General features: G+C 51.3%; 24 protein-coding genes, 1 rRNA gene and 1 other RNA gene. 2 read left to right on the forward strand and 24 right to left on the reverse strand.

Annotation, left to right across the window (positions count from 1 at the left end):
• The 15 genes from AC0YN0_RS30055 to rpoE all read right to left on the reverse strand — a co-directional run.
• A 16S ribosomal RNA gene (locus tag AC0YN0_RS30055) occupies window positions 1-89 on the reverse strand; the annotation flags it as partial.
• A 286-nt stretch (window positions 90-375) separates the two neighbouring features.
• The gene (locus tag AC0YN0_RS30060) at window positions 376-639 is read right to left on the reverse strand and encodes a pro-sigmaK processing inhibitor BofA family protein (RefSeq protein ID WP_442052030.1); all 264 of its coding nucleotides are present in this window, start codon (window positions 637-639) and stop codon (window positions 376-378) included.
• Complete coding sequence (locus AC0YN0_RS30065; RefSeq protein ID WP_475824584.1) at window positions 636-884, reverse strand: DUF2508 family protein; 249 nt, start codon at window positions 882-884, stop codon at window positions 636-638. Before AC0YN0_RS30065 ends, AC0YN0_RS30060 begins: the two co-directional genes overlap by 4 nt.
• Before the next feature lie 132 nt (window positions 885-1016).
• Window positions 1017-1616 (reverse strand): recombination mediator RecR, encoded by a 600-nt coding sequence (gene recR, locus AC0YN0_RS30070; protein ID WP_307208436.1) that lies wholly within the window; start codon window positions 1614-1616, stop codon window positions 1017-1019.
• 61 nt (window positions 1617-1677) lie between these two features.
• The gene (locus tag AC0YN0_RS30075) at window positions 1678-1989 is read right to left on the reverse strand and encodes a YbaB/EbfC family nucleoid-associated protein (protein ID WP_442052028.1); all 312 of its coding nucleotides are present in this window, start codon (window positions 1987-1989) and stop codon (window positions 1678-1680) included.
• A 33-nt stretch (window positions 1990-2022) separates the two neighbouring features.
• Window positions 2023-3828 carry a DNA polymerase III subunit gamma/tau gene (gene dnaX, locus AC0YN0_RS30080; protein ID WP_475824585.1) on the reverse strand — a complete coding sequence of 602 codons (1806 nt, stop codon included), beginning with the start codon at window positions 3826-3828 and terminating at the stop codon, window positions 2023-2025.
• Between the two features lie 261 nt (window positions 3829-4089).
• An RNA gene (ffs, locus tag AC0YN0_RS30085) (signal recognition particle sRNA large type) lies at window positions 4090-4357 on the reverse strand.
• An 88-nt stretch (window positions 4358-4445) separates the two neighbouring features.
• A complete protein-coding gene (locus AC0YN0_RS30090; RefSeq protein WP_475824586.1) occupies window positions 4446-4859 on the reverse strand; it encodes a hypothetical protein in 414 nt (137 codons plus the stop codon).
• Between the two features lie 81 nt (window positions 4860-4940).
• Window positions 4941-5138 (reverse strand): 50S ribosomal protein L31, encoded by a 198-nt coding sequence (gene rpmE / locus AC0YN0_RS30095; RefSeq protein WP_307208422.1) that lies wholly within the window; start codon window positions 5136-5138, stop codon window positions 4941-4943.
• A 163-nt stretch (window positions 5139-5301) separates the two neighbouring features.
• Window positions 5302-6555 (reverse strand): radical SAM family protein, encoded by a 1254-nt coding sequence (locus tag AC0YN0_RS30100; protein ID WP_442052025.1) that lies wholly within the window; start codon window positions 6553-6555, stop codon window positions 5302-5304.
• A gap of 21 nt (window positions 6556-6576) precedes the next feature.
• Entirely contained in the window at window positions 6577-7917 is a 1341-nt protein-coding gene (gene rho / locus AC0YN0_RS30105; protein WP_442052024.1) for a transcription termination factor Rho, read from the reverse strand.
• Between the two features lie 98 nt (window positions 7918-8015).
• On the reverse strand, window positions 8016-9284 hold the full coding sequence (locus tag AC0YN0_RS30110) for a UDP-N-acetylglucosamine 1-carboxyvinyltransferase (protein WP_442052023.1): 1269 nt from the start codon (window positions 9282-9284) through the stop codon (window positions 8016-8018).
• A gap of 372 nt (window positions 9285-9656) precedes the next feature.
• Window positions 9657-10055, reverse strand: coding sequence for a response regulator (locus AC0YN0_RS30115; RefSeq protein ID WP_337102246.1), 399 nt, complete (start codon window positions 10053-10055; stop codon window positions 9657-9659).
• 221 nt (window positions 10056-10276) lie between these two features.
• Window positions 10277-11881, reverse strand: coding sequence for a CTP synthase (locus AC0YN0_RS30120; protein ID WP_475824587.1), 1605 nt, complete (start codon window positions 11879-11881; stop codon window positions 10277-10279).
• A 322-nt stretch (window positions 11882-12203) separates the two neighbouring features.
• Entirely contained in the window at window positions 12204-12782 is a 579-nt protein-coding gene (rpoE, locus tag AC0YN0_RS30125; RefSeq protein ID WP_475824588.1) for a DNA-directed RNA polymerase subunit delta, read from the reverse strand.
• A 407-nt stretch (window positions 12783-13189) separates the two neighbouring features.
• Here rpoE and AC0YN0_RS30130 point away from each other — a divergent pair, with 407 nt between their 5' ends.
• Window positions 13190-14326 (forward strand): S8 family peptidase, encoded by a 1137-nt coding sequence (locus AC0YN0_RS30130; RefSeq protein ID WP_475824589.1) that lies wholly within the window; start codon window positions 13190-13192, stop codon window positions 14324-14326.
• 33 nt (window positions 14327-14359) lie between these two features.
• On the opposite strand, the gene argS is transcribed toward AC0YN0_RS30130, so the two are convergent.
• From argS to phnD, 8 genes are all read right to left on the reverse strand, one after another.
• A complete protein-coding gene (argS, locus tag AC0YN0_RS30135) occupies window positions 14360-16045 on the reverse strand; it encodes an arginine--tRNA ligase (protein WP_475824590.1) in 1686 nt (561 codons plus the stop codon).
• The gene (locus AC0YN0_RS30140; protein ID WP_475824591.1) at window positions 16045-16512 is read right to left on the reverse strand and encodes a YwiB family protein; all 468 of its coding nucleotides are present in this window, start codon (window positions 16510-16512) and stop codon (window positions 16045-16047) included. Before AC0YN0_RS30140 ends, argS begins: the two co-directional genes overlap by 1 nt.
• Window positions 16513-16595: 83 nt before the next feature.
• Complete coding sequence (locus tag AC0YN0_RS30145) at window positions 16596-17105, reverse strand: DNA-deoxyinosine glycosylase (protein ID WP_475824592.1); 510 nt, start codon at window positions 17103-17105, stop codon at window positions 16596-16598.
• A gap of 508 nt (window positions 17106-17613) precedes the next feature.
• Window positions 17614-19833, reverse strand: coding sequence for a bifunctional 2',3'-cyclic-nucleotide 2'-phosphodiesterase/3'-nucleotidase (locus AC0YN0_RS30150; RefSeq protein ID WP_475824593.1), 2220 nt, complete (start codon window positions 19831-19833; stop codon window positions 17614-17616).
• A gap of 194 nt (window positions 19834-20027) precedes the next feature.
• Window positions 20028-20861 carry a phosphonate ABC transporter, permease protein PhnE gene (gene phnE, locus AC0YN0_RS30155; protein WP_442052015.1) on the reverse strand — a complete coding sequence of 278 codons (834 nt, stop codon included), beginning with the start codon at window positions 20859-20861 and terminating at the stop codon, window positions 20028-20030.
• Complete coding sequence (gene phnE / locus AC0YN0_RS30160) at window positions 20861-21655, reverse strand: phosphonate ABC transporter, permease protein PhnE (RefSeq protein WP_475824594.1); 795 nt, start codon at window positions 21653-21655, stop codon at window positions 20861-20863. The genes phnE (AC0YN0_RS30155) and phnE (AC0YN0_RS30160) overlap by 1 nt, the downstream gene beginning before the upstream one ends.
• Window positions 21655-22467, reverse strand: coding sequence for a phosphonate ABC transporter ATP-binding protein (gene phnC, locus AC0YN0_RS30165; RefSeq protein WP_475824595.1), 813 nt, complete (start codon window positions 22465-22467; stop codon window positions 21655-21657). Before phnC ends, phnE (AC0YN0_RS30160) begins: the two co-directional genes overlap by 1 nt.
• A gap of 68 nt (window positions 22468-22535) precedes the next feature.
• Entirely contained in the window at window positions 22536-23516 is a 981-nt protein-coding gene (gene phnD, locus AC0YN0_RS30170; protein WP_475824596.1) for a phosphate/phosphite/phosphonate ABC transporter substrate-binding protein, read from the reverse strand.
• Between the two features lie 251 nt (window positions 23517-23767).
• On the opposite strand from phnD, the gene AC0YN0_RS30175 reads away from it, so the two are divergent.
• On the forward strand, window positions 23768-24415 hold the full coding sequence (locus AC0YN0_RS30175; RefSeq protein WP_475824597.1) for a GntR family transcriptional regulator: 648 nt from the start codon (window positions 23768-23770) through the stop codon (window positions 24413-24415).
• A gap of 150 nt (window positions 24416-24565) precedes the next feature.
• On the opposite strand, the gene speB is transcribed toward AC0YN0_RS30175, so the two are convergent.
• Window positions 24566-25435, reverse strand: a complete 870-nt coding sequence (speB, locus tag AC0YN0_RS30180; RefSeq protein ID WP_475824598.1) for an agmatinase — start codon at window positions 25433-25435, stop codon at window positions 24566-24568.
• Window positions 25436-25466: the final 31 nt, after the last annotated feature.

Here is a 25466-nt window from a genome sequence, read left to right on the forward strand (position 1 = left end):
TCATCCCCGAAGGAATAACTCCGCTCGACTTGCATGTATTAGGCACGCCGCCAGCGTTCGTCCTGAGCCAGGATCAAACTCTCCATAAAGGTGTTTGACTTGCTCAAAAACATTTTATTGCTTTAGTCAGAAGCCGAAGCTTCTTAACTGGCAGTTTCGCTCGTTGTTCAGTTTTCAAAGAACAATCACTTGTCTTCCGTGTCGGCGCTTTGTCTCAGCGGCGACTTTTATAATATATCACATTCGCCCATTTTAATGCAAGCACTTTTTTTAAAAAGTTTTCTTGGCCTTCATTACTACTGTTCTAGGCGCGAGATATAATGTAGCATAGATCGACGGATGGCGTCAACCTTTTGCCTAAACTTTATGTAGAGCTCATACGACCACCCACTGCAACCCAACGATTAGCGCTACTCCGGGCACGCCCAGCGCGACGACCGTCCCAATCGTTATCGGATTGAGCGGAACGTGCAGACCCGGTATAACCTCAGTTGCATTTAGCACGTATAGCAATGCCGCCGCAAGCACCAGGTGCAAGCCAAAGCCTCGCAACCACCCCCATGACAGTCGATTGCGCAGCAATACCATGATAAGCAATAACGATGATACAACGAACATGGCTAACCAAATTGTTTTCATTTCATCAATCCTCCCCATTGCGGCCAATGTTTGCATGTTCTTTTTGCAAGTCGAAGAAGCATTTCGTATCTCTTCTCAGCTGTAATGATCGCATAGATCGCATAATCCACCTGATCCTCGCCTGAAGCATACTCGAAGAAGCGATTCGCGTTTTCCCAATCTCGATGTGCTTCTGCTATTTCCTTACGCAGCTTTTCTATCCATTCTAAGTCGCTTACAATTGTCACCGGTCGTTCTGCTGCCATCACGATCCCCTCCCGCTTGTCCTATCGCATCATCTACGCTCTCCTATTTGTATTAGGCTTGTATGCCGAATTAGAACAAAAAAAGACTGCCTCAAGGAAATCATTCCTCGAAGCAGTCTCTATTGCAGCCATCTAGCTTAGCTCTCGCCGACCCTCAATGGCTTTGGATAATGTTACTTCATCTGCATACTCAAGATCCCCGCCGACCGGCAAACCGTGAGCAATACGTGTAACTTTGATGCCGAACGGCTTAACGAGCCGCGATAAATACATCGCTGTCGCTTCGCCCTCGATATTCGGGTTCGTGGCCAAAATCAGCTCTTGCACCTGTTCATCGCTTAGTCTTCTAAGAAGCTCGGCAATCTTGATCTCTTCAGGACCGATACCCTCCATTGGCGATATCGCACCTTGCAGCACATGATATTGTCCTTGGTAATCCTTCATTCTCTCGATTGCAACAAGATCTTTGGAATCCTGCACAACGCATATGACGGATTGATCGCGAGACTTGTCTTGGCATATTTTGCACGGATCGGTATCTGTAATGTTGCAGCAGACCGAGCAGTAGAACAAATTACGCTTCACACTTACAAGCGCCTTCGCAAAATCAATGACATCGTCTTCCTTCATTCGGAGCACATGAAACGCAAGACGGGCGGCTGTCTTAGGACCGATTCCCGGCAAACGGGTAAAAGCATCAATTAATTTCGCAATCGGTTCAGGGTAAAACAAAGATGCTACAGCTCCTTTCAAGCGTCAAAAGCTAGGTGCGATTGCTCGCTTCCTAGAACTCCTAGAACAAACCTGGGATTTTCATACCGCCAGTAAATTTGCCCATATCTTTGTTCGCAAGCTCGTCGACTTTACTTAGCACATCGTTAACTGCCGTCAATACAAGATCTTGCAGCATTTCTACATCTTCCGGATCTACGGCTTCCGGCTTGATCGTAATGCTCAAAATTTTCTTGTGGCCATTGGCAACAACCGTAACAACGCCGCCGCCAGCAGTTCCCTCAAGCGTCTTTGTTTCCAGTTCTTCTTGCGCCTTCATCATTTGATCTTGCATTTTCTTTACTTGCTTCATCATTTGGTTCATATTGTTCATTCCAAATCACCTCATCATTAGAATTAAGTTTAATTAAGTATTCTCTTTCACAACGACCAAATCCTCGCCAAACAACCTTACTGCTTCTTCAACCCACTCCGGACGTTGCGCTCCTGCAGCAGGACCATCGCCTTGCTCGGGTTCGAGCTGAAGCGTCTCGCCCTGCTTCGAGGCTCCCCCATCAGCAGTGGCTGCTTGCCACTCCTTCATCATACACGTAACGAATTGAAGCGGCTTGCCCATTAACTCACGCAGTATTTGCTCGATGATATCCCGGTGCGCTTGCTTCTCGGTTGTCTCCCTATGCATCGTATTCTTGAATGCAATAAGAAGCGTGTCATCCGCGACGGCAACTGGTTCGCCATCGGTCAACCAAGCATGCACCGTGATCTTCGTCTCCTTCACACGCTGGAGCACGGCGCTCCATTTCATGCGAACTTGATTAAAATCATCGTTGCCCGCAGCCGCTAAGTAACGATCCAGCTTAACGGCTGAACGGACAATACCGCCCGAGCTGCCGCCAAAGCCTCCGCCTCGCGAGCCGCCCCCACCGCTTCGGGCTGCAGGTGCCGCTTGTCGTCCTCCAGCGTCTCCGCCAGCTCCAGATGCAGCGATGCCATTCTGAAGCGCTTGCTCCAGCTTGCGCTCCAGCGCCTCAACCTGCTGACGCAATCGATTCACTTCCACGGAAGGCGCAGCGGAGCCAGAAGCAGCACCTTGCTGCGACTGTCCTTCACCGCCAGCTCCCAATCCCTCATCAAGCGTACATAACTTCATAAGCGCAACCTCAAATAATGTCTGAGGCTGTGATGCATGCTTAAGCTCGACCTGATATTTGTTAAGCGTATCAATCATAGCGAACAGCCTCTGAGAGGTATAAGCATCAGCCATCAATCGGAATCGTTCTGTATCGACGACTCTCTCCGTTACAGCTCCGCCCTGTGGGGCGAGCTTAAGGACGAGCAAGTCGCGGAAATAGTAAATCAAGTTCTCTAAGCACTTATCAGCGCTCTTGCCTGCTTGCATCAGACTTTCTACAAGCGGCATGATTCTCGCTACGTTCCGATCTTTGACGGCATCGGCCAGCTCGTAGAATTGATCTGCTGCCATACCGCCTGTCACATCAACAGCTGCAGACAGCGTAATATGGGAATCGCCAAACGCCGATACCTGTTCCAGCAAGCTGATCGCGTCACGCATACCGCCCTCCGATAAGCGAGCGATATACGAAATGGCGTCATCCTCCGCCTGTATGCCTTCTTCACGGCAAATTTGCAGCAATCGTTCCGTCTGTTCTTCAAGCGATACTTGACGGAAATCGAATCGCTGGCATCGCGATATAATCGTTGCCGGCAGCTTATGAGGCTCAGTCGTCGCCAATATAAAAATCACATGGCCCGGAGGTTCCTCCAGCGTCTTAAGCAACGCATTGAAAGCTTCCGTAGTAAGCATGTGTACTTCATCTATAATATAAACTTTGTAACGGACATCCGACGGCGCATACCGCACCTTGTCGCGTATATCCCTAATCTCATCGATTCCTCGGTTGGATGCTGCGTCAATCTCAACGACATCCATAATATGTCCAGCTGTTATTCCAAGGCAAGCATCGCACTCGTTGCAGGGCTCAATGGCAGGACCTCGCTCGCAGTTAACCGCTTTCGCCAACACCTTCGCGGCAGTCGTCTTTCCTGTCCCCCGCGGGCCGTTGAACAAATAAGCGTGCGATACGCGCTGCTCCTTGATCGCATTCTGTAGTGTCTGAATAATATGCCGTTGTCCGACCATGTCCTGAAACGTCTGCGGACGCCAGGCACGATATAATGCGATATGTGACACACAGACCTTTCCTTTCGGATTGCATATAAATGGTTTATCTTAGCTCTAATCCCAATGCCTCTATTATACATGAACGCACAGCAAAGGGCTATCTCTAGACCAAGAAGCAGAAGCTGTTGCCCTTTATCAATTTACTAGAATAATAGCGATAACCCGATAACCAAAAAAACATCTGCGGCCGCGTGCGCCGACTTGAGATCGGGCTTCGATCGAAGATGTTATTTGTAAAGTTGGCTATTGCATGCATGATAGTTCGTTGTACCGTGCACCTGCCTTCGATAGATGCGACCCAGGCGGCATCCTTGCACTACAGCTCGAGTCAGGCACTCCCCCGGCACATGAACTAACCTACTTACGGCTGCTTCCTTCCGGACCTGACCGGGTTCATAAGCGTTCATTGCGGAGGACCCGACTGTCAACACTGCTCGCAAGTGCCAAACCCCATATCGACATAACCTCGAGCAGGAATTCAACCTCGCTACAGCGGATTGCGAGTTACAGGGCACCGCTACCTCCCCGTCTAGCACGGCAAAAATAAGTATAGCCGATTCCGTACTAAAGCGCAACCGACGTTGTCCGTTAATTTATGGACAACCTTTGCAGGAGCTGGCAATCGACTACCGCTTCGCTTCGACATGCACGTTATATCTAGGCATATTGTATTGGACGACTGACTGCGCCTTCTCACGGACCTTAGCTACATCTGCGTCCGACAGCTTATCATTAACGTTCAAATTCACATGCACCGTGGTACCGTTGAAAATAATTTGCGTCTGCTCAATGCCGTCTATCGGTTTCAGCACTTGCTCGATCAAGTTACCGTCTACATTGTAATTCAGCGTGCCGAATCGATTCGGCATGTTCGGATTACTGTTCGAGTAGCCCATATATCCATCATGGCCGTACGTCTTCATATGGTCGGAGGTTTGGTTGCCGCAGCCCGTTGCGCTCAGAGCCATTACGGCAATAACTCCTGTTGTTACTAAGGCTGTGCGTATCCGGTTATGAAGAGCCCCGTTATTATTTTGCAATCAAAAAACCTCCCTTTAACCATAGGATGGCTGAGGGAGGCTCTTGTATTCTGCCAAATATTGGCCGAATGATTCGGACAATTAAATGCCGTATTTCTTCTTGAAACGGTCGACGCGACCGCCGGCATCCAGGAACTTCTGCTTACCCGTAAAGAACGGGTGGCATGCGGAGCAAACCTCAACGCGAAGGGTCGATTTGATCGATCCTGTCTCGAAAGTGTTGCCGCAAGCGCAAGTTGCTGTAACGACGTGGTATGTCGGATGAATAGCTGGTTTCATCTCGTTCACCTCTTTCCGCCCTGAGCTACATGCGAGCCCAGAGTATAATCACACAACTAGGATTATAGCACGAACCGATTTTCAGTTGCAATAAGCGCAATCGGTTGATATTGCGAGATTTGGAAGCCAATTCCGTCCCGAGACGGAAGGCGATCCCTTAATGTTAACGACGAAGTGCCGTTGGCGGTATGTGCGTATACGATCCGATGACGACATCCGGCAGTTCCTCGCGGAAGATTTCCAACATTTGCTTCATGCCATAAATCTCACCCTGCGCCTTCGGAATAATCGACAGATAGCTCTCAGGGTCGATATTCAGATTGCGCATTTGAATAAGCTTAAGGCCTGTGCGCTTCGCGAAACCGATCATCGCTTCGATCTCTTCCTCGCGATCCGTTACGCCAGGGAAGATCAAGTAGTTAATGGAAGTATATACCCCTTTGTCGGTAGCGTACTTAAGCGACTTCTCCACGTTCTGAAGCGTGTAGCCGCGCGGCTTGTAATAAGCATTGTAATGCTCGTCCAGCGCGCTGATCGTGCTGACCCGCATCAGATCAAGGCCTGCATCAACTATTGCGCGCATGAAGTCGGTTAACCCGGCATTCGTATTAATGTTGATATAACCATTCGACGTCTGGCTGCGCACACGGTTCATCGCTTCAACAATGATGCGTGCTTGCGTGGACGGCTCGCCCTCGCAGCCCTGACCGAAGCTAATGATCGCGTCCGGCGTACGCAAATGCTCCAGCATAACCTCGACTACTTCGTCGACGGTCGGCTTGAAGTTCATCCGCGTCTGAGGAGCAACGAAGCCGCTGTCGTCCGGTTGCTCGGATATACAGCCAAAGCATCCTGCGTTGCAGGAATACGATACTGGAACAGCGCCTTCCCAGCGTCCGAGGAACGTGTTCGAGGACGTCAGGCATTCGTAACCGAGAGCGCAATTAGACAGATGCTTATACAACCGATTTTCCGGATATTTGGTCAAAATTCGATCGACTTGAATACCGAGCTCATCGCGATCGCAATTAAGTGGATCCCATCTCTCCGGATCGTCGCATTGTTCAGCCGTCACATAGAACTGATCGTCCTTCCACACGACTGCGGTATAGCCGAATAACGGCAGCTTCTCATTCTTGTCGGCCTTCACGTAGCCGGGCAAGCAAAGTCTTGTGAAACCTTGCGGAAGCAAGGCGCCAACTGCTTGCGCACCGTCAGGCAGCACTTGCATCTGGCCATTGCTTGGGTTCAGACCGATCGGCTTCGTGAAAGGAAGGCTCACAAGCGTCGCTCCGTTAGGGAGCGGAATGAGCTCTTCTTCCATAATTTCGACGATCATATCGCCGCTGCGGCCAAGCCCGATATAATCGGGATGGTCGAATACATTTCCATGTTCATCCGCATATACGAGATTCATGATGTTCTCCTTCCTGCGGCCTTACGATCCGTGCGTCGTGGTTCTTGGCGCTGGGCGCCGGCCGGTAGTCGACGTACTGCCGCTTTTTATGCTTGGGCGTTCCGGTTTCGCATCCGCGGATGTATCCAGCGACATGAGGAACTGCTCATTGTTCTTGCTATCGGCCAGCTTCTTCAAGAAGTTGTCCACAAATTCAAGCGAATCGTTCATATTGCGGCGAATCGACCATACTTTCTCAAGCTCTTCCTTCGTGAGCAGCATTTCCTCGCGGCGCGTGCCCGATCTGCGAATATCGAGAGCAGGGAATATACGGCGTTCCGACAGCTTACGGTCCAGATGAAGCTCCATATTGCCCGTACCTTTAAATTCTTCATAAATGATATCATCCATACGCGACCCCGTCTCAATCAACGCAGTAGCCAATATGGTAAGGCTTCCGCCCTCTTCGATATTGCGCGCAGAACCGAAGAATCGTTTCGGACGATGGAATGCAGCAGGATCGATACCGCCGCTCAGCGTGCGGCCTGATGGAGGAATAACAAGGTTGTAAGCTCTAGCCAGACGTGTAATACTATCCATCAAAATTACGACGTCCTTCTTGTGCTCGACAAGTCGCAGCGCGCGCTCAAGCACAAGCTCCGCTACTTTGATATGATTCTCAGGCAGCTCGTCGAAAGTCGACGCAACAACCTCGCCCTTCACAGAACGCTGCATATCCGTTACTTCTTCCGGGCGTTCGTCAATCAAGAGTACGAACAGCTCGATATCGGGACGATTCTCCGTAATGCTATGCGCAATTTCCTTCAATAACAGTGTCTTACCTGTCTTCGGCGGCGCTACGATAAGCCCGCGCTGACCAAGTCCAACCGGTGCAAGCAAATCCATCATTCTCGTAGACAGCTTGGATTGCGCTGTCTCTAGCACAAGCTTCTTATCGGGATAGAGAGGAGTAAGGGCAGGGAAATGCAGGCGTTCGGCTGCAGTTTCAGGGTTCTCACCGTTAACGGCATTTACCTGCAGCAGGCCGAAGTAACGTTCGTTTTCTTTAGGAGGACGGCATTTGCCGGATACGAGATCGCCGTTACGAAGGTCGAATCTACGAATTTGGGAAGCAGAAATATAAATATCCTCTTTACTCGGCAAGTAATTAATAGGGCGCAGGAAACCGAAACCCTCCGATAAAACGTCTAATACGCCTTCCATAAACATAAGTCCGCTTTTTTCCGCTTGCGCGCGCAATATCGCAAAAATTAGTTCTTTCTTCTTCAACTGACCATAATAAGCGATCTGATATTGCTTCGCTAGTTTGTACAGTTCGGTCAACTTCATCTCTTCCAGATCCGCGATCTGAAGGTCCGTCATGTTCTCACCACTCTATTCAGTTTTCATTATAATTGCTTGATTATCCATCATTGCCGAATCGGACGCCGTCTATTCCACAGCGCCCCCGCTTCTGCTAGTTAGTCTTCTACTGAAGTATCTTGCTCACGCCACACATCTGCGCCTAAACGTCTTAGATTTTCGACTAGATTGTCATAGCCTCGATCAATGTACTCCACGCCGGAGATCTCCGTAATGCCATCCTCGACTGTCAATGCCGCTACAACAAGCGCAGCTCCTGCGCGCAAATCGGCAGCCTTCACTTTCGCAGCATTCAGTCTGCCGCCTTCTATAACGGCCGATCGTCCTTCGACCCGTATATTCGCGCCCATACGAGAGAGCTCAGGAACATGCTTAAAGCGTGTGCCATATACGGTATCCGTAAGAATGCTAACCCCTTTGGCTTGCGTTAGCAGCGTCGTCATCGGCGATTGCAAATCGGTCGGAAAGCCCGGGTAGACAAGCGCCTTTACATCAATGGGGGAGTACTCATGCGATCCAACAATACGGATCGATTCATCCATCTCATGCACCTCGACACCCATCTCTTCAAGCTTTGCAGTCATCGCTTCGAGATGCTTAGGAATGACGTTGTCAATCAAGACGTCGCCGCGCGTTGCAGCAGCGGCAATCATATACGTACCGGCTTGGATTCGATCGGGAATGATGGAATGACGGCAGCCGTGCAGGCTCTCGACCCCTTCAATCCGAATCGTCTCCGTTCCCGCACCCTTGATCTTCGCGCCCATAGCGCTCAGGAGAGTAGCTACGTCAATAATCTCAGGCTCTTTGGCTGCATTCTCGATGACGGTTAATCCTTTGGCCCGTGAGGCCGCCAGCATAATGTTAATCGTCGCGCCAACGCTTGCAACGTCCAAATAAATCTTCGCGCCGCGCAGCTCCTTGGCCGAAATGTGGATAGACCCTTGTTCGTTCGTAACCGTGGCGCCAAGCGCCTCGAAGCCTTTAATATGCTGATCGATTGGCCTTGGCTCGAAGTTGCAGCCTCCCGGCAAACCGATCGTCGCTTCGCCGAAACGGCCAAGCATTGCACCCATCAAATAGTAGGAAGCACGAAGCAGCTTCACCTTACCATTGGGCATCGGCTTGGCCTTCAGATGGGTAGGGTCAATCCGCATCATATCATTATCCCGCGATACGACTGCCCCAAGCTCTTGCAATATTTCACTGTATACAGCAACGTCGCTAATAAGCGGCAAATTATCAAGTACAACTTCAGACTCCGCTAGTATAGATGCCGGCACCAGCGCAACGGCGCTGTTCTTCGCCCCGCTAATCTGTACGGTGCCCCGCAGCGGCTGTCCACCGCGTATCATCAATTTCTCCATCAATATATTAATCCTCCCGTGGATTGGAAGAGAACAAAGGAAAACCGCCGAACTCAATAAGGCGGAATGTTGTCCTATGCTCCTAATTTTACGCTTGGCTGTCGTCTTAACAGCTTGGATATGGTATTCCAGCGACCATTCGCGCGGTAAGCAAACCCTCTATACGCGCTGCCAAACGTCATTCTGAGCCATTATACCATAATGCGTTTCGGAATAGTGAATAAAACTCCTTCCGGTGAGGGTGAAGGAAGCGCGCAAGCGTATTAGCAGAGGCCACATCCCAATCAGAACGGCGGAATCCTACACATGATTAGAAATCTTAAAAAAACGGCATCGCCGCTAGCTAGCGACGATGCCGTTCGTAAAAACGATTTATGACCCGATAGCGAATCGACTCGAAGAGCTGCCGCCTTGCAGCTCTGCATTAACCGCAATCCGCATCTCGTCGATGTCGAACGGCTTCGTAAAATGCATTAAGGCACCGAGATCGGTCGCTTCCTTAATCATGTCGAGCTCGCCGTAGGCCGTCATCATAATAACTTTAATATCGCGATTAATCGTCTTCACATGCTTCAAAATTTCCAGTCCATCCATGCCAGGGATCTTCATGTCCAGCAATACGAGGTCGGGAGCATCTCGCTTGACGATTTCTAAAGCCAGCTTGCCGTTAGACGCCTGAAACGTATCGTAGCCTTCGCTGCTGAATACTTCCATCAGCAATATTCGGATGCCGTTCTGATCATCGACGATCAATACCTTCTTCTTCTCCAACGCTAATTCCCCCCGCAACTGAGCTTAGCCCAATAATTGGCCAACTCTTCCATAATCGCTAATATATTCGCTGAGGTGGGTAAATAATCCTTCTCTTACACTGAAAAACTTGTAGGATGGTGGTAAATGATGCAGCATTGGGCAGGCAACGATTACATAAACCCAATAATCAACGAAAAATCGACCTTGCCGTCATAGGTGCGGCAAGGTCGAAGCGTCTTTTATTGCTCGGAATATTTAAGCGCTGCGTGAACGAATCCACGGAACAGCGGTTGCGGACGGTTCGGTCTGGACGTGAATTCCGGGTGGAACTGAACGGCCAAGAACCAAGGGTGATCAGGCATCTCTACCATCTCAACGAGACGGCCGTCCGGCGAAGTGCCGGAAATGCGCAATCCTGCCGACTCAATGCGCTCGCGGTATTCATTGTTGAATTCATACCGGTGACGGTGACGCTCGTATACAAGCTCATCGTTGTAAGCTTCTTCTGCAAGCGAGCCTGGAACGATTTTGCAAGGGTACAGACCAAGACGCATCGTACCGCCCATATCTTCAATATCCTTCTGATCCGGAAGCAGATCGATAACCGGATACAGTGTCGATGGATTAATCTCAGAGCTGTTCGCGCTAGCAAGCCCAACGACATTTCGCGCGTATTCGATAACAGCGACCTGCATGCCAAGGCAAATACCGAAGAACGGAACGTTGTTCTCACGGGCATAACGGATAGCCGAAATTTTGCCCTCGATGCCGCGATCGCCGAAGCCGCCAGGTACAAGAATGCCGTGAACGCCTTGCAGCTTGTCCGCTACGCTCTGATCCGTAAGCTCTTCCGCATTGACCCAACGAAGCTTGATTTCGGAGTTCGCATCAATACCTGCGTGGCCAAGCGATTCCACGATACTGAGGTAAGCGTCATGAAGCGCAACGTATTTACCGACAATGGCGATTTCAGTCGTCTTCTCAAGCGATTTCACGCGCTTAACAAGGCTTTCCCATTCCGTCATGTCCGGTTGGTTCGTTGTCAGCTTCAGGTGGTTGACGACGATATCGTCAAGACCTTGCTCACGAAGCATTAATGGAACTTCATATAGTGTAGAAGCATCGAGACATTCTACGACTGCATTCGCATCGATGTCGCAGAACAAACCGATCTTGCGCTTTAAGTCCTCAGCAAGCGGATATTCCGTACGGCATACGATGACATTCGGCTGAATGCCGATGCTGCGCAGCTCTTTCACGCTGTGCTGGGTCGGCTTCGTTTTCACTTCGCCTGCAGCTTTAATATATGGAATAAGCGTAACGTGGATATACATCACGTTGTCGCGGCCGATGTCGCTCTTAATCTGACGAATCGCTTCAAGGAAAGGCAAGCTCTCGATATCGCCGACCGTACCGCCGATTTCTGTAATTACGACGTCCGAACCCGCTTCTTTGCCTGCGCGGAATACGCGGTCCTTAATTTCGTTCGTAATATGCGGAATAACTTGAACCGTGCCGCCGAGGTAGTCGCCGCGACGCTCTTTGGTAATTACGTTGGAATAAATTTTGCCTGTCGTTACGTTGTTGTTCTTCGACAGGTTGATGTCTATAAAGCGCTCATAATGCCCAAGGTCGAGGTCCGTTTCTGCGCCGTCGTCGGTGACGAACACTTCGCCATGCTGATAGGGACTCATCGTTCCCGGGTCTACGTTAATGTACGGGTCGAACTTTTGAATCGTTACTTTGAGACCCCTGTTCTTCAGCAAACGACCGAGCGACGCTGCGGTAATGCCTTTGCCCAGGGACGATACTACGCCGCCGGTTACAAATATATATTTGGTCACTGTGATGTTACCCTCCAAGCTCCTATGGTTAATGTTTAGGTTTGCCCATTTACTCGATAAACATGGATGCGGATACCTTCCGCTTGTCCATCCAGTTTGTGGGAATATATCCTGCCGACGCATCCCTCACAAACAAAAAAAGTGACACCCGTAGCCACGGGGCACTTTTTCCAATTGGCATATAAATATGCGTTATTTGTTAACCGAATCTTAAGCCCATGCAATAGTTTACTCCGCCGTTATAGGCGCTGTCAAGCGTAAACAGATGTTGCTGGCCATAAGCGGCAACATCTGACGTTTCGCATGGAATTCTAAGACCGGTTTACTTGTCGTCCTCGTCTTCGTCGTCAAATTCTTCGTCTTCTTCTTCGGCGTCGTCTTCGGAGTCTGCTTCCAGCTCTCCTTCGACTTCTTCCTCGTCAATCTCTTCGTCGTCGATAACGACTTCCTCGTCAACTTCCTCTTCGGCTTCCGCCTCTTCGAAGTCTTCGCGGTCCTCGTCGTATACATCGTAATCTTCTTCTTCCGCTGCGTAAGTATCTTCTTCCTCGTCAGCGAACAGATCGTCATCATCATCGTCGTCGTCATTAATAATACGCGTACGCTTCGCATTGCCTACCGGATCCTCGGAACGCTCAACCGGATACCAGCGCTTCAGTCCCCACATATTGCTGCCTACGCAAGCGAAACGGCCGTCAATATTGATCTCCGTGTACACTTGGGCGATGAATTGGTTAATACCTTCCGCGGAAAGACCGCGTATTTTAGCGATCTCCATCATGAGATCACGGTAATAGTAAGGCGTATTCGCTGCTTTCAGAACTTCGAACGCCAAATCGACCATAGGCATTTCCTTCATACGTTCAGGATCCAGCTTTAACGTAAAATTGCTGCTGCTCATATGGACACATCCTTTCTTGCCAATCTATTTATGTACACATTCATTGCTCGCTTATCACAGTATAGTAAAACCTATTTCGTCCAAAAAAGCAAGCGGCATAGCGCAGCGGCTCCTGACATCATCGGGCGGGACCTCCACATGGGCGTAAGACAACTCACAGCTTGGACGTTCATGCAAAAAGCGAAGGGATTACTCCCTCCGCTCTGACTGTATCCATCCGACACCAAATGCCTGATGCATAACGGTGACGTAAGAGCCCCTGAGAACTCCTAGTTCATACTATGTCCAGCGACGGAATTTGACACGGTTTCTCGCCTATTTATGATAAAAAGGGCAAGTTGCTCACGCCGACGGGTGCGATTGCTCATACAATACCTCAGCATCGTCCGTCGGGAGGGAAGCCAAATTTGGACACCGCCGCATTTATCCGCTCGTTGCAAGACACGATGGCTTGCGCAGATCCCACCGCAACGAAGCGCATTGTTCGCTTCCAGCATGTGAGCGACTACCGACGCTTCCTGCAGCAGTTATCCGATGTTCCAGCGGAATCGCCGCTAAAGCAGGTAAAACAAATGTCTATTATACGCAGCCTCTCCTGCATGCTGCCAGCCGAGGAGACGCTCGAGCAATTCTCAGGGCGGGTCTGGATTGAGAAAGACTGCAAAATAAGCGTTCACGCCGCTCCGGCTCAAAAGTCGATTTCCATTGAGAAAGGAATACCCTGGGGTGTTCAACAAATAAAAGCTCCGCAAGCATGGGGAGCAACGACAGGCCATAAGGTAAAGGTCGGCGTCATCGATACCGGCATCGACTTCAACCATCCCGACCTCAAGCAATCGTTGTCTCGCGGTATTAATCTGTTGAACCGCAGCTTGCTGCCTCATGACGACAACGGACATGGGACACATATCGCTGGCACGATTGCCGCAGCCAACCAGCTTCAAGGAATGATTGGCGTTGCGCCGCGCGCCCTCATCTCTCCCGTCAAAGCATTCGATCACAATGGGAGCGCATTCGTATCGGATATTATACTCGGCATCGATTGGTGCGTCCGAAACCGCATGGATGTTATCAATATGAGCTTCGGTATGAAAACAAGAAGCAAGGCGTTGCTTAACGCGGTAATCAACGCGCACAACGCAGGCGTCATTATCGTTGCCTCATCCGGCAACGACGGCAAGCGGCGTTCGGTCGATTACCCCGCCCGCTATCCCCAGACCATTGCCGTCGGCGCCACGAACAAGATGCGCCGCATCGCTCCCTTCAGTAACCGCGGTGCCTACATCGACGTTTATGCGCCCGGCGATAAGATCGTATCCACCTGGCTGAAGGGCAAATACAACGAAATGAGCGGCACCTCGATGGCTACCTCGCATGTCAGCGGAGCTATAGCTTTACTGCTTGCGCTGAAGCCCGGCCTCTCGCCAACCGATATCAAAGCAATTATCAAACGTTCCGTACAGCCCCTAAGAGGCAGCAAAGCCCGCCGAACAATCGGCGAGCTCGATGTGATGCGTATATTGCAAGCCGTAGAGAAGACCTAGCCTCTGCGGCTTGTTTTCACGTTAGAAGAGGTACTACATCCGCTCTAGAGCGGATACGCCGACGAGGCGCAGCACGTTCGCAATAGCCGTGCGTACGGCTCCAAGCAGCGCTAGACGGGCAACCGACTGCTCCGCGTCATCCGTAATGACCCGCTCCGCTTTGTAATAGCTGTGGAATTGCGAGGCCAGCTCGTACACATAACGAATCAACCGGTGCGGCGCATGCTGAGCAGCCGCTTCCGTAATCTCCTGCGGCAGCTCGCCGAGCTTGCGCAGCAGATCGAACTCCGACTCGGCGCTCAGCTTCGCGAAGTTCAGCTTGCTCGTGTCAACAGCGCCGCTTGCAACACCTTGCTCCTCCGCTTGGCGGAAGATGCTGCAGATACGGGCATGCGCATACTGCACATAGAACACCGGATTCTCGTTCGAAGTCGAGATCGCCAGGTCCATATCGAAATCAAGATGCGAGTCCATGCTGCGCATCGTGAAGAAGTAACGGATCGCATCGACGCCAACCTCGTCCATCAAATCTTCCATCGTTACCGCTTTGCCGGTACGCTTCGACATCTTCATCTTCTCGCCGTTCTGGAACAGGCTGACCATCTGCGCAATCAATACCGTCAGCTTCGCCGGGTCGTTGCCGAGCGCAGCCATAGCTGCCTTCACGCGCGGGATATAGCCATGGTGATCTGCACCCCAAATGTTGATCATCCGATCGAAGCCGCGGCTATACTTATTGCGGTGGTAAGCGATATCCGGCGTCAAATACGTGTAAGAACCGTCGTTTTTGACGAGAACGCGGTTTTTGTCGTCGCCGAAAGGCATCGTGGACAGCCACGTTGCGCCTTCCTCTTCATAGACATGACCGGAAGCCTTCAGAGCTGCTAGGCCCTGCTCAACCTGCCCGCTCTCATAGAGCGACGTCTCGCTATACCAGACGTCGAAGCCGACGCGGAAGCGCCCGAGGTCGCGCTTAATCTTATCCAGCTCGCGCTCTAGCCCGAAGCTGCGGAAGAACGTGAAACGTTCCTCGTCCGGCAGCGAGAGCAGGCGGTCTCCCTCTTGCTCGACCAGCAGCTTCGCGAAGCCGATAATATCTTCGCCGTAGTAGCCATCCTCCGGCATTTCCGCCGATTGGCCCAGTGCTTGGCGGTAACGCGCTTCAATCGACACGGCAAGGTTCTCAACTTGCTTGCCCGCATCGTTAATGTAGTACTCGCGCGTCACTTCATAACCGGCAAAGTCGAGCACGTTGCAGAGCGCATCGCCAACCGCCGCTCCGCGGGCATGGCCGAGATGCAAGCTGCCTGTCGGATTCGCGCTCACGAATTCGACCTGTACGCGCTGACCGCCGCCATCTGATGTGCGACCGTAGTTGTCTCCCGCTTCCAGCACTTCGCTAATAACCGAATATAAATAACTTTTCTCTATACGGAAGTTAATAAAGCCGGGACCCGCAATCTCCGCCGATTGAATCGACGCCTTCTCCGTATCGAGATGCGCGATAATCGCCTCAGCGATTTGGCGCGGATTCTTCTTCGCCAGCTTCGTCAGCTGCATCGCCGCGTTTGTTGCCAGATCGCCGTGGGACTTGTCCTTCGGCACCTCAAGCACGAATACGGGCAGTTCCTCTCTGGCTGCCAAGCCGGCCGCAACCGCCGCATCGGCAATCGCGATTTTTACCTTTTCATACATTTGATCAAGCGCATTAGCTTTCATTAATAAGTATCCTCCTGTATATAGAGTCGAATGTCGAATCGACCCGATGATTGTTCATTTACACGCATCTCATATGCCCACTCCAGCGTGAATGGCAGCCCGGTCGGCAAACCGTGCTCGTCTACATTCGCTGCCCCGCCGGCGCCTGTGAGACCCAGCTTCGACGTATCCGTCTCCAGCTCGAAGGCAATAGCTGCCGAGCGGTAGCGGCCTGTGCGCCGTTGTCCGGCTGTAAACAGCTGCTCCGACTCGATGACTCCGCGCCGTACGATCGACAGCTCCTCCGGACGATAACGAATTAGCGTCCGCACTTCACCTGCACCAGGGTTGTCGTTATCTGCCGCTTCCGTATATCGGATGTAGATCGACCGCTCCTTGCGGAACCATTCCCCGGTATAGCTATGGTTAAATGAGCTTCCGTCCTGCGTGCTCGTCAGCGTAATCCGTACTTTCCTGCTGTCTCCCATTTCCCTGCTTGCTCCTAATATCAGTCTAATCGTATGTAACTACTATATACAGGAAGACTATTTATTTCAACGCCGAGGCCATCTTATTCCGCTATAAAAGGCATAATGACTGTCCATGCCTCGATACGATCCTCGAGCGTTCGCATATGCTTCGTTGGTATCGGGCTGGAAGAATGCAGCTTAATGAGCGCCACGTCGCGGAAGCTCTCATGGCCTCCGTAGTATTTGCGAAACGTGTCGTAAGCCTTCGTCCCGTTGAAGCCAATACAGCGAAGCTCAGGATAATCGGCGATCAGCTCCGGGAAACGGTTAGGCACTTCTTCCTTGATATTCACATCGAGACTGCCCTCCCGCACGCAAGATTCGATCACATCCCATACGGCAAGCTTATGCTCCTGCAGAAAATGAAGCCGGTTCTCATAGATCGGATCGGGACCGCCCGCATCGAATAGACCGTATATAATCCGCCAAAAGTAATTTTGCGGATGACCATAAAATTGCCCATGCTCCAGCGACTTCACGCTCGGAGCTGTACCCGCGATGAGGACGCGGGCGCGCCCGTCGATGACTGGAGGAAATGAATGTATGCGCATCGTTGCATCGCCATCCTTCTCTAACCTAGTTTATAAAACGTACCATAGTTAAGCAGCTCCAGCTAGCCGTAAATGGTTTAGTTATCCACAAAGTTATCAACAATCGGTGCACAACATGTGGGAAACTGTGGGTAAGTTGCTTTGCGCTGAATTGGAACGTGGAGTGGATATTGGAGGCTGTCGATTAATTGTTAACCAATTAGATTAAGACCACATTTTATATGATTTTTCACACAAGACCAGTTAAACAAGAGGCAAATTGTCAAACTTATATGATTTATCATATAAAAGTGGTTAATCCATCTACGCAGCCGATGATTCTGTACGATTTTTCGATCAAAACCTTGATTTGACCTATCCGTAAAATTGGTTTGTACGATATATCGTACAACAATTGGTTAGTCACAGTTAATCGGCGGCCTCTTTTGCGCATTCAAATGGACAGTCATAAGAAAAGACGTTTCCCGCTCTATCATTAGCGGAAAACGTCCTATTCAACCGTTAAATGTTACTTGGCAGGAATCTTGATCTTCTGACCTGGGTAGATGAGATTCGGGTTTGCCAGTTTATTATAGCTCGCCAGCTTCTGCCACGTTGTGCCGTGTTTGATCGCAATCCAGTAAAGCGTATCGCCGCTCTTCACGATGTAAGTGACGTCCGGGGCAGGCTTAGGCGCTCCCGGCTTTGGTTGCTCCGGTTTCGGTTGTTCTGGCTTCGGCTGCTCTGGCTTTGGTTGTTCCGGCTTCGTGGACGTTGTCGCAGCTTTCAAGTCGAGCTTGAACTCGGCATAGCCATCTTCCGTCGTAGCCGTGTACGTGAGCCATTTGAGCGCTTCGTCCATCGACTTCGCATCCGGAGAAGTCTTGTACGTCACGTTGACCTTGTCATTAATCGGTGCAAGCGACCAGTTGCCGTCGGCGGACGGATTAATCGTTTTGTTCGAGCGAATGTAGTCAATTACGACTTGGCGGTTCTCATCCGGGGAAGCGAGAATGATCCTTTTGCCATCCGGATTAGCGAACTTGCTCGAAGAAGCGCGGTAGTTGTTCGATGCCACGACGAACTTCTGATCCGCCTTGATCGGCTTGCCCTCGAATTGCAATCCGACAATACGGCTTGACCCTTCATTTTTAAGCGTGCCATTCGCCTCGTATTTCGCGGGCTTCGTCACGTCGATCTGATAAGTAATGCCGTCAATAACATCGAAGTTGTAGGTCGGGAAGTCGTAATTAACCAAGTCCTGCTTCGCCGTGCTGGCCGGATCGATCTGATTGAATTGCCCAGCCGACCACTCCAGCCATTCCTTGATTTCTGCACCCGTTACGAGTACCGCATTAACGGTATTGGAGTACAGATACAAGTCCGCTACGTTCTTAATCGCGATATCGCCCTTGGCGATGTTCGTGTAATAGTTAGGTCCTTGGCGGCCTCCGGCCTTGAATGGCGCACCTGCCGACAGTACCGGGATATTTTCATATTCTGTTCCTTGAAGCTGCTTCTCGACGTACCACTTCTGCGCGTTCGTTACGATCTGAATCGATGGATCGTCCTGTACGAGGGCGAACCAGCTGTTGATCGGCGCCGTCGTCTGACCGACCGGACCGCGAATATAATCAAGCGTATGCTGATGATCGTCCTTCACTGCTTCGACGATCGCAGGATCGGCATCGACAAGCGGCGTTTTGTTAACCGTATCGAAGATCGGCTTCACGGACGACTTGGAATCGGCAACGACCCACTTGCCATCCTTCTGCTGGAGCGTCAGGTCGATAATACCAAGATTGTTGCCCCAGAAGCCAGGCTCAACGGCGGCTACCCCGTTAATCGTGCCCTTCGTTAGATCCACGCCTGTTTTCCCTTCGAACGACTTGTCAGGGAATACTTTGTGCGCATGGCCGAACAGAATGGCATCGATACCGCTAACCTTGCTCAAATAGAGAACGGAGTTTTCCATGAGCGGCGTCTGCGGAATATCCTCAAAACCCGAATGCGGAATGGCGATAACGATATCCGCGCCTTTGGCCTTCATCTCCGGCACATATTTGTTCGCAGTGGCTACGATATCTTTCACTACCACTTTGCCTTCGAGATGGGCTTTGTCCCATTGCGTAATTTGCGGCGGCACGAAGCCGATGACGCCAACCTTAAGCGTATGGGCCGCTCCAGTGCTGTCTTTCACTTCTTTGTCGAGCAATAGATATGGGGTGAACAGGTTCTTGTCGTTCGTCTCGTCGGCGTCCCCGTCGTAGACATAGATGTTGGAGTTCACATAAGGGAAGTCTGCGCCTGCAAGCGCAGTGTTCAAGTAGTCGAGGCCGTAGTTGAATTCGTGGTTGCCGAGATTGCCCGCATCGTAATCAAGCAAATTCATCGCTTTGTATACGGGATGCGTCTCTCCTTGCTGGAGAGGGTCGATGGTGGCGATGTAATCGCCGAGCGGATTGCCTTGAATCAGGTCGCCATTGTCGAACAGCAGGCTGTTCGGCGACTCTTGGCGAGTCTGCTTGATGAGCGTGGCCGTCTTCGCAAGCCCGTACTCATCCGTCGACTTGTCGGAGAAGTAGTCGTAATTCATGACATTGACATGAATGTCCGACGTCTCCATGATCCGCAGTTGAACCGTCGTTTCTCCATCCGCCTCGGCCGCTACCGAATAAGGAAGCGACACCAGGCTGAAGGAAATGACGGCGAACAGCGTTCGCTTCCACTTCGATTGATACAATTGCATTCCCTTCACTCCTTGTCCAATAATTCGCTAAAGGCTTGCGACGGGCGCAAGCCTTGAAGCTTCTTTATATACAAAAGCCATGCTGCAGCTCATGATGGACAATCTATAATCTCTTCGAACAATATAATAATTTAAAAATTCTGAATTGTCACTCTCATTTACCAACTCTTAGGAATCGACAAAATATCGCCCCGTTAAGCCCGCTTGCGCATCCTCAGCTTCAATCGGTTGGACACCAGCTCGACGCTGAACACCATCATGAAAATAACTAATCCAACGAACAATGCTTCGTCAAAATGGTAGCTGCGCATCGCATGCGTCAGCTCAAAGCCGATCCCGCCTGCGCCAACGGCTCCCAATATGGTAGATTCGGCAAGATCACCCTCGAAGCGCATGACGCACCATGCCAACAGCGCGGACAACGCGCATGGCAATACGCCTTGCAGCACGATCTGCAGCCAGCTTGCGCCCGTTGAGCGCATCGCTTCAATGACGCCTTCATCTACCTCCTCGAGCGATTGGGAGAACACTTTAATGAGACCGCCGATCGCATGCACCATGATCGCAAGCACGCCTGGCAAGGGACCCATGCCGACCGCGACGATAAAGATAAGCGCCCAAATCAATGTCGGAATTGCTCGAAGGAGCGACGCAAAGCTGCGGATAAACCAGCTGAGGGCACGGTTAGGAGCAATATTGTCGGCTGCAAGAAATGCCAGGAAAAACGCGACGATGATGCCGATCACCGTTCCCAGAATGGCTACTTGAATCGATTCCACCGCCGCCAGCAGCACATGCTTCCACTGCGAGGCATCCGGCGGGAACATAAGCCCGGCCGTCTTCGTGAACTTTGCAATACCCGGCAGAATGCGGCTGTAATCAAGTTGTAATTGGATAAGGCTGAATACGAAAAACGCCGCACCGAACCATCCATACCACCTTAGCGGATTGCTCCGTCTGCGCCGCTCGCCGTTTGCGCGCAGCGTCCCGTTCTTAGGCGCTTGCCCTGTGTGTGCCGCTGTAGCCATTAGATGATCCGCTCCCTAATCCGATTTGTCAAAAACTCAGTTGCCAGTACAATCGCCAGCACGAGCAGCACCGCCATGCTGACCTCCTTGTACTGGAATAGCTTTAGTCCGGACTGTATCGTGAAACCAAGGCCGCCTCCGCCTACCATGCCGACAATAGTCGATGCGCGAACATTGATCTCCAGATTGAATAACGACCATCCAATAAGGCTTGGCAGAAATTGCGGCAGCACCGCTTGCGTAATGACTTGCATGTAGCTTGCTCCCGTCGAGCGGAGGGCCTCCACTTGACCCATATCGATCTCCTCGAGCGATTCCGCGAAGCAGCGGACAAGCATGCCGATAGAAACGATAATAAGCGACATCGTTCCGACTAGCTTGCCCAGCCCGAAGGAAGCAACAAGCAGGATCGTCCATATGATAACCGGCACGTTGCGAAGCATTGCGGATGCTGCCCGCATGCCCACTTGCAGCACCGGATGCGGCGATGTGGTTGCAGCGGCAAAAATAGACAGCACACTGGCGATGAGCGCGCCAATAACCATAGCGACGAAACTCATATAAATCGTGTCCAGAGCCGGGCCGATCAGACTCGGCAGCTCCGCCGTCTTCGGCGGCATCAGATCGACGAACAGGAATCTCGCACCGTCGCCGATTCCGCTCCATAGCGCATTAGGCGTAAAGTTCGTCCCGATTGCCGACCATACCGTTAATGCCGCAAGAAAAGCAAGGAATAGAATAAGCTGATTCCGCTTGCCGCGGCGTACTCTCTGCAGCTGTTCAGCCTTCATCATTACGCCGTCTCCTTCTTGAGGGCGCGAGCCAGTCTAGCATCGGCTTCCGATATATCGCTTGCTTTATCGTTATGCTGATTATAGATAAAGTCGATCATCTCATCCGTCAGTTGTTCAGGCGTACCGTCGAACACCTTCGTACCTTTATAGATGCCGATAATGCGCGTCGCATACTTTTTGGCGACATCGACTTGATGCAGATTGCACAAGCAAGCAATGCCGTCCTCCTTGCAGAACGTATAAAGACTGTTCATTACGATTTCCGATGAAGCCGGATCTAGACTTGCTATAGGCTCATCTGCCAATATAAGCTGCGGCTTCTGCGCCAGCGCCCTGGCAATGCCTACCCGCTGCTGCTGTCCGCCGCTAAGCTCATCGGCGCGCTTATGGACCTGCTCGCTGAGCCCGACGCGCTGCAGCAGACGGGTCGCTTCCGCAACATCCGGCTTCGTGAACAGACCAAACGCGCCGCGCCACGCGCTCATATAACCGAGTCTGCCGTGAAGAACGTTGGTGAGCACCGACAATCGCTCGACAAGATTGAAGCCTTGGAAGATCATCCCCATGCTTCGACGAATTTCGCGCAGCTTTCTTCCGCTTACGCCGGTCGTGTTCGTTCCTTGGAACAGCACCTTGCCCGACGTCGGCTGGACCATTTGGTTCAAACAGCGAAGCAACGTGCTCTTGCCCGCTCCGCTCGGTCCGATGACGACGATGAATTCACCTGCCTCCACCGATAAGTCAATACCGTTCAGCGCTGCCGTTCCATCTGCATATACCTTCTTCAAGTTCTCAACCTGCAGCAATGTCATTTCCATTGTCCTCCGCTTCATCACTCATTTATATTCGCGCGCTTGTTGTTAGCGCTATTACGTTCTACTTACTTCAACATCTCTTCCGGCGACATATTCAGCAGCTTCGCTACTTCGCGAACGCCGTCGAAATCCGATTCCTCACCCGGGAAGAAGCCAGCTACACCGAGCGCTTTGAAGTACTCCGGATTTTTCTCGGCATAGCCGAGTGCGAATTCACGGATTTTTTCGACAAGATCCGTTGGGAGATCGCCACGGTATGAAAGTGCGCCGCCGCCCTTAATTGGCTCGGATTCGCCAATAACGCGAATGTCCTCTGCCTTAATCAATCCGGCGTCAGCAATCATCTTGATGCACTGGCTGCATGTTGCAGCGCCGTCGGCATCGCCATTAGCGATCGCAAGCAACGACTTATCATGACCGCCGGAGAACGATACGTTGCTAAAGAACGTGTCGACCTCTTCGTTCGTAATGCCCAATTCCTTCATAATCGTAGCTCGCGGATACAGATGGCCCGTCGTGGACGCCGGATCGGCGAACAAGAAGCTCTTGCCTTTCAAATCGGCGATCGTCTGAGCCGGGGAGTCTTTCGGCACGATAATAACGCTCGTTCCTTCCGTTCCTGGTCCGTTGCTCATTTCCGCGAGAAGCTTCGCTCCGCTTCTCTCAGTCGCGATAATATATCCGAAAGGGCCATACGTCGTGATGTCGATTTTTTTGGAACGCATCGCTTCGATCATCATGTTGTAATCTTCGCCCTCGAACGTTTCTACTTTAATATTCAAATATTCGCCAAGATCCTTCGCGAATTGATCTGCGTTACGGGAAGCCTCACCGTCTTCCATTGGAAGACTGCCGATTCGCAGCACGTCCGGCCATTCCGTTTCAACCGCCGTCTCCGCTTCGCTGTTGCTGCTATTGCTGCCATTTCCACCGTTGCCGCCGTTTACTTCAGCAGAGTTGTTGTTAGCGTTCTGTCCGCAGCCAGCGAGCACCACCATTAACGCAGTAATCACTAGAGCAATCGGTAATCCCATCTTCTTCAGCACAGTACATCCTCCTAATTTGTCGCGGGCGCTATTTTAGCATTCCTCGCATCTTCTCTCACGCTTTCTCTACTGTGGTACACAACTAGGATACAAGTTGAATGTCAATGCAATGTTCGAAAAGTGTCAATGGAATGTTTGCGCTGTTTTGAGATTTTGTTAATTTCGAAATCGTGTTGCGAAGACGAAAGACGGACTGTTAAGATGATGTTAATCCGTTCTAGAGAACTATGAATTCGAGAGGAATATGCGCCATGGCATCGCAATCGCTTGTGAATACGGCCTATACGAAATTAAGAGAAAGAATCGTCGGTGGCAACCTCATGCCCGGCACACTGTTGTCAGAGAATGAGCTTGCGGAGGAGTTGCAGATGAGCCGGACACCGGTCCGCAACGCCATAACGCACTTGGAATCGGAAGGGTTCGTCGTCGCTCTTAAAAATCGAGGAGTGCTGGTGAAGGAAGTAAGCGGCAAGGAATTGCTTGATATGTACGAGGCCATCTTGGCGCTCGTCGTCTATGCCATTGATGTTCGAAGCGAAAGGGAAAATCATATTCCGATGGAATTGCTGAAGGAGTATTTGGACCGTCAATTCGAAGCGGAGCAAGCGGGGGATTACTATACCTATATCAACAACTCTATGCTGTTCATGCGGACGCTCGTATCGTCCATCAACAACACCGCTATGACGTCGCAGTTGGATATGTACGTGGACAAAATTACGATGGCTTCTTACATTAACTTTAAGCTGACGCCGCATATTAAACACTATTCAGCCAATCAGCTGAACAAGTCGATTTACGACGCGTTGCTTGCCGGCGACGAAGAGCAGGCCCGCAAGCTGGCGAAGGGCGCTTTCATTTATGCGCGCAGCCGCATGTTCGATCGAGGTCAATTCTAATAAAATGATCAATAAAAAGGACCGGCATGCCTCGTTAATCGAAGCGTACCGGTCCTTCTCCTGTTGGCAAAAGAAGAGAAATAACGAGAAGAAGCTGCTCACGGATACGAGGATCCATGGCAGCTTCTTAATAAATATATGATTCATTCGTTATTTAATGAAGCCAAGCAGCATTTCGCGGATCACTTTCGCCGCAACGATCTGCGTCTGTTCCGTAGGGTCATAGGCGGGTGCCACCTCGACAAGGTCGCAACCAACGACGTTCACGCCGGAACGAGCGATTGCATGAACCGCCTCAATCAATTCCTTCGACGTAATGCCGCCCGCTTCCGCCGTACCTGTACCAGGAGCAGCCGATGGATCAAGCACGTCGATATCGATCGTCAGGTATACCGGACGGCCAGCCAGCTCAGGAAGCACCTTCTTCAGCGGCTCAAGCACCTCGAACGGGTGGAAGTTGATGTTCTCGCGAGCATACTGCCACTCTTCACGGGAACCGGAACGGATGCCGAATTGATAAATGTTATTGCCGCCCATAAGCGTTGCCGCTTTGCGAAGCGGCGTCGAGTGAGACAAAGGCTCGCCTTCGTACGACTCGCGAAGATCGGCGTGCGCATCGAAGTGGATGATCGCCAGATCCGGATATTTCTTGTATACCTCTTGGAATATCGGCCACGATACAAGATGCTCGCCGCCAAGTCCTACCGGCATTTTATCGTCAGCCAGCACGCCGTTTACAAATTCCCCGATCACTTCAAGGCTGCGCGCCGCGTTGCCGAATGGCAGCAGCAGGTCTCCTGCGTCGAAGTACGTAATGTCTTCCAAGCTGCGGTCAAGATACGGGCTGTATTCCTCAAGGCCGATCGACACCTCGCGGATGCGCGGAGGGCCGAAGCGCGAGCCAGGACGGAAGCTGACCGTGAAGTCCATCGGCATGCCGTAGATGACCGCCTTGGAGGCTTCATAATCCTCCGAGCTCAAGATGAATACGTTGCCGGAATATTTTTGATCTAATTTCATGAGTGTAATCCTTTCTAAGCTGCAGTCGTAC

This window comes from Paenibacillus sp. J22P218 (assembly GCF_056269195.1).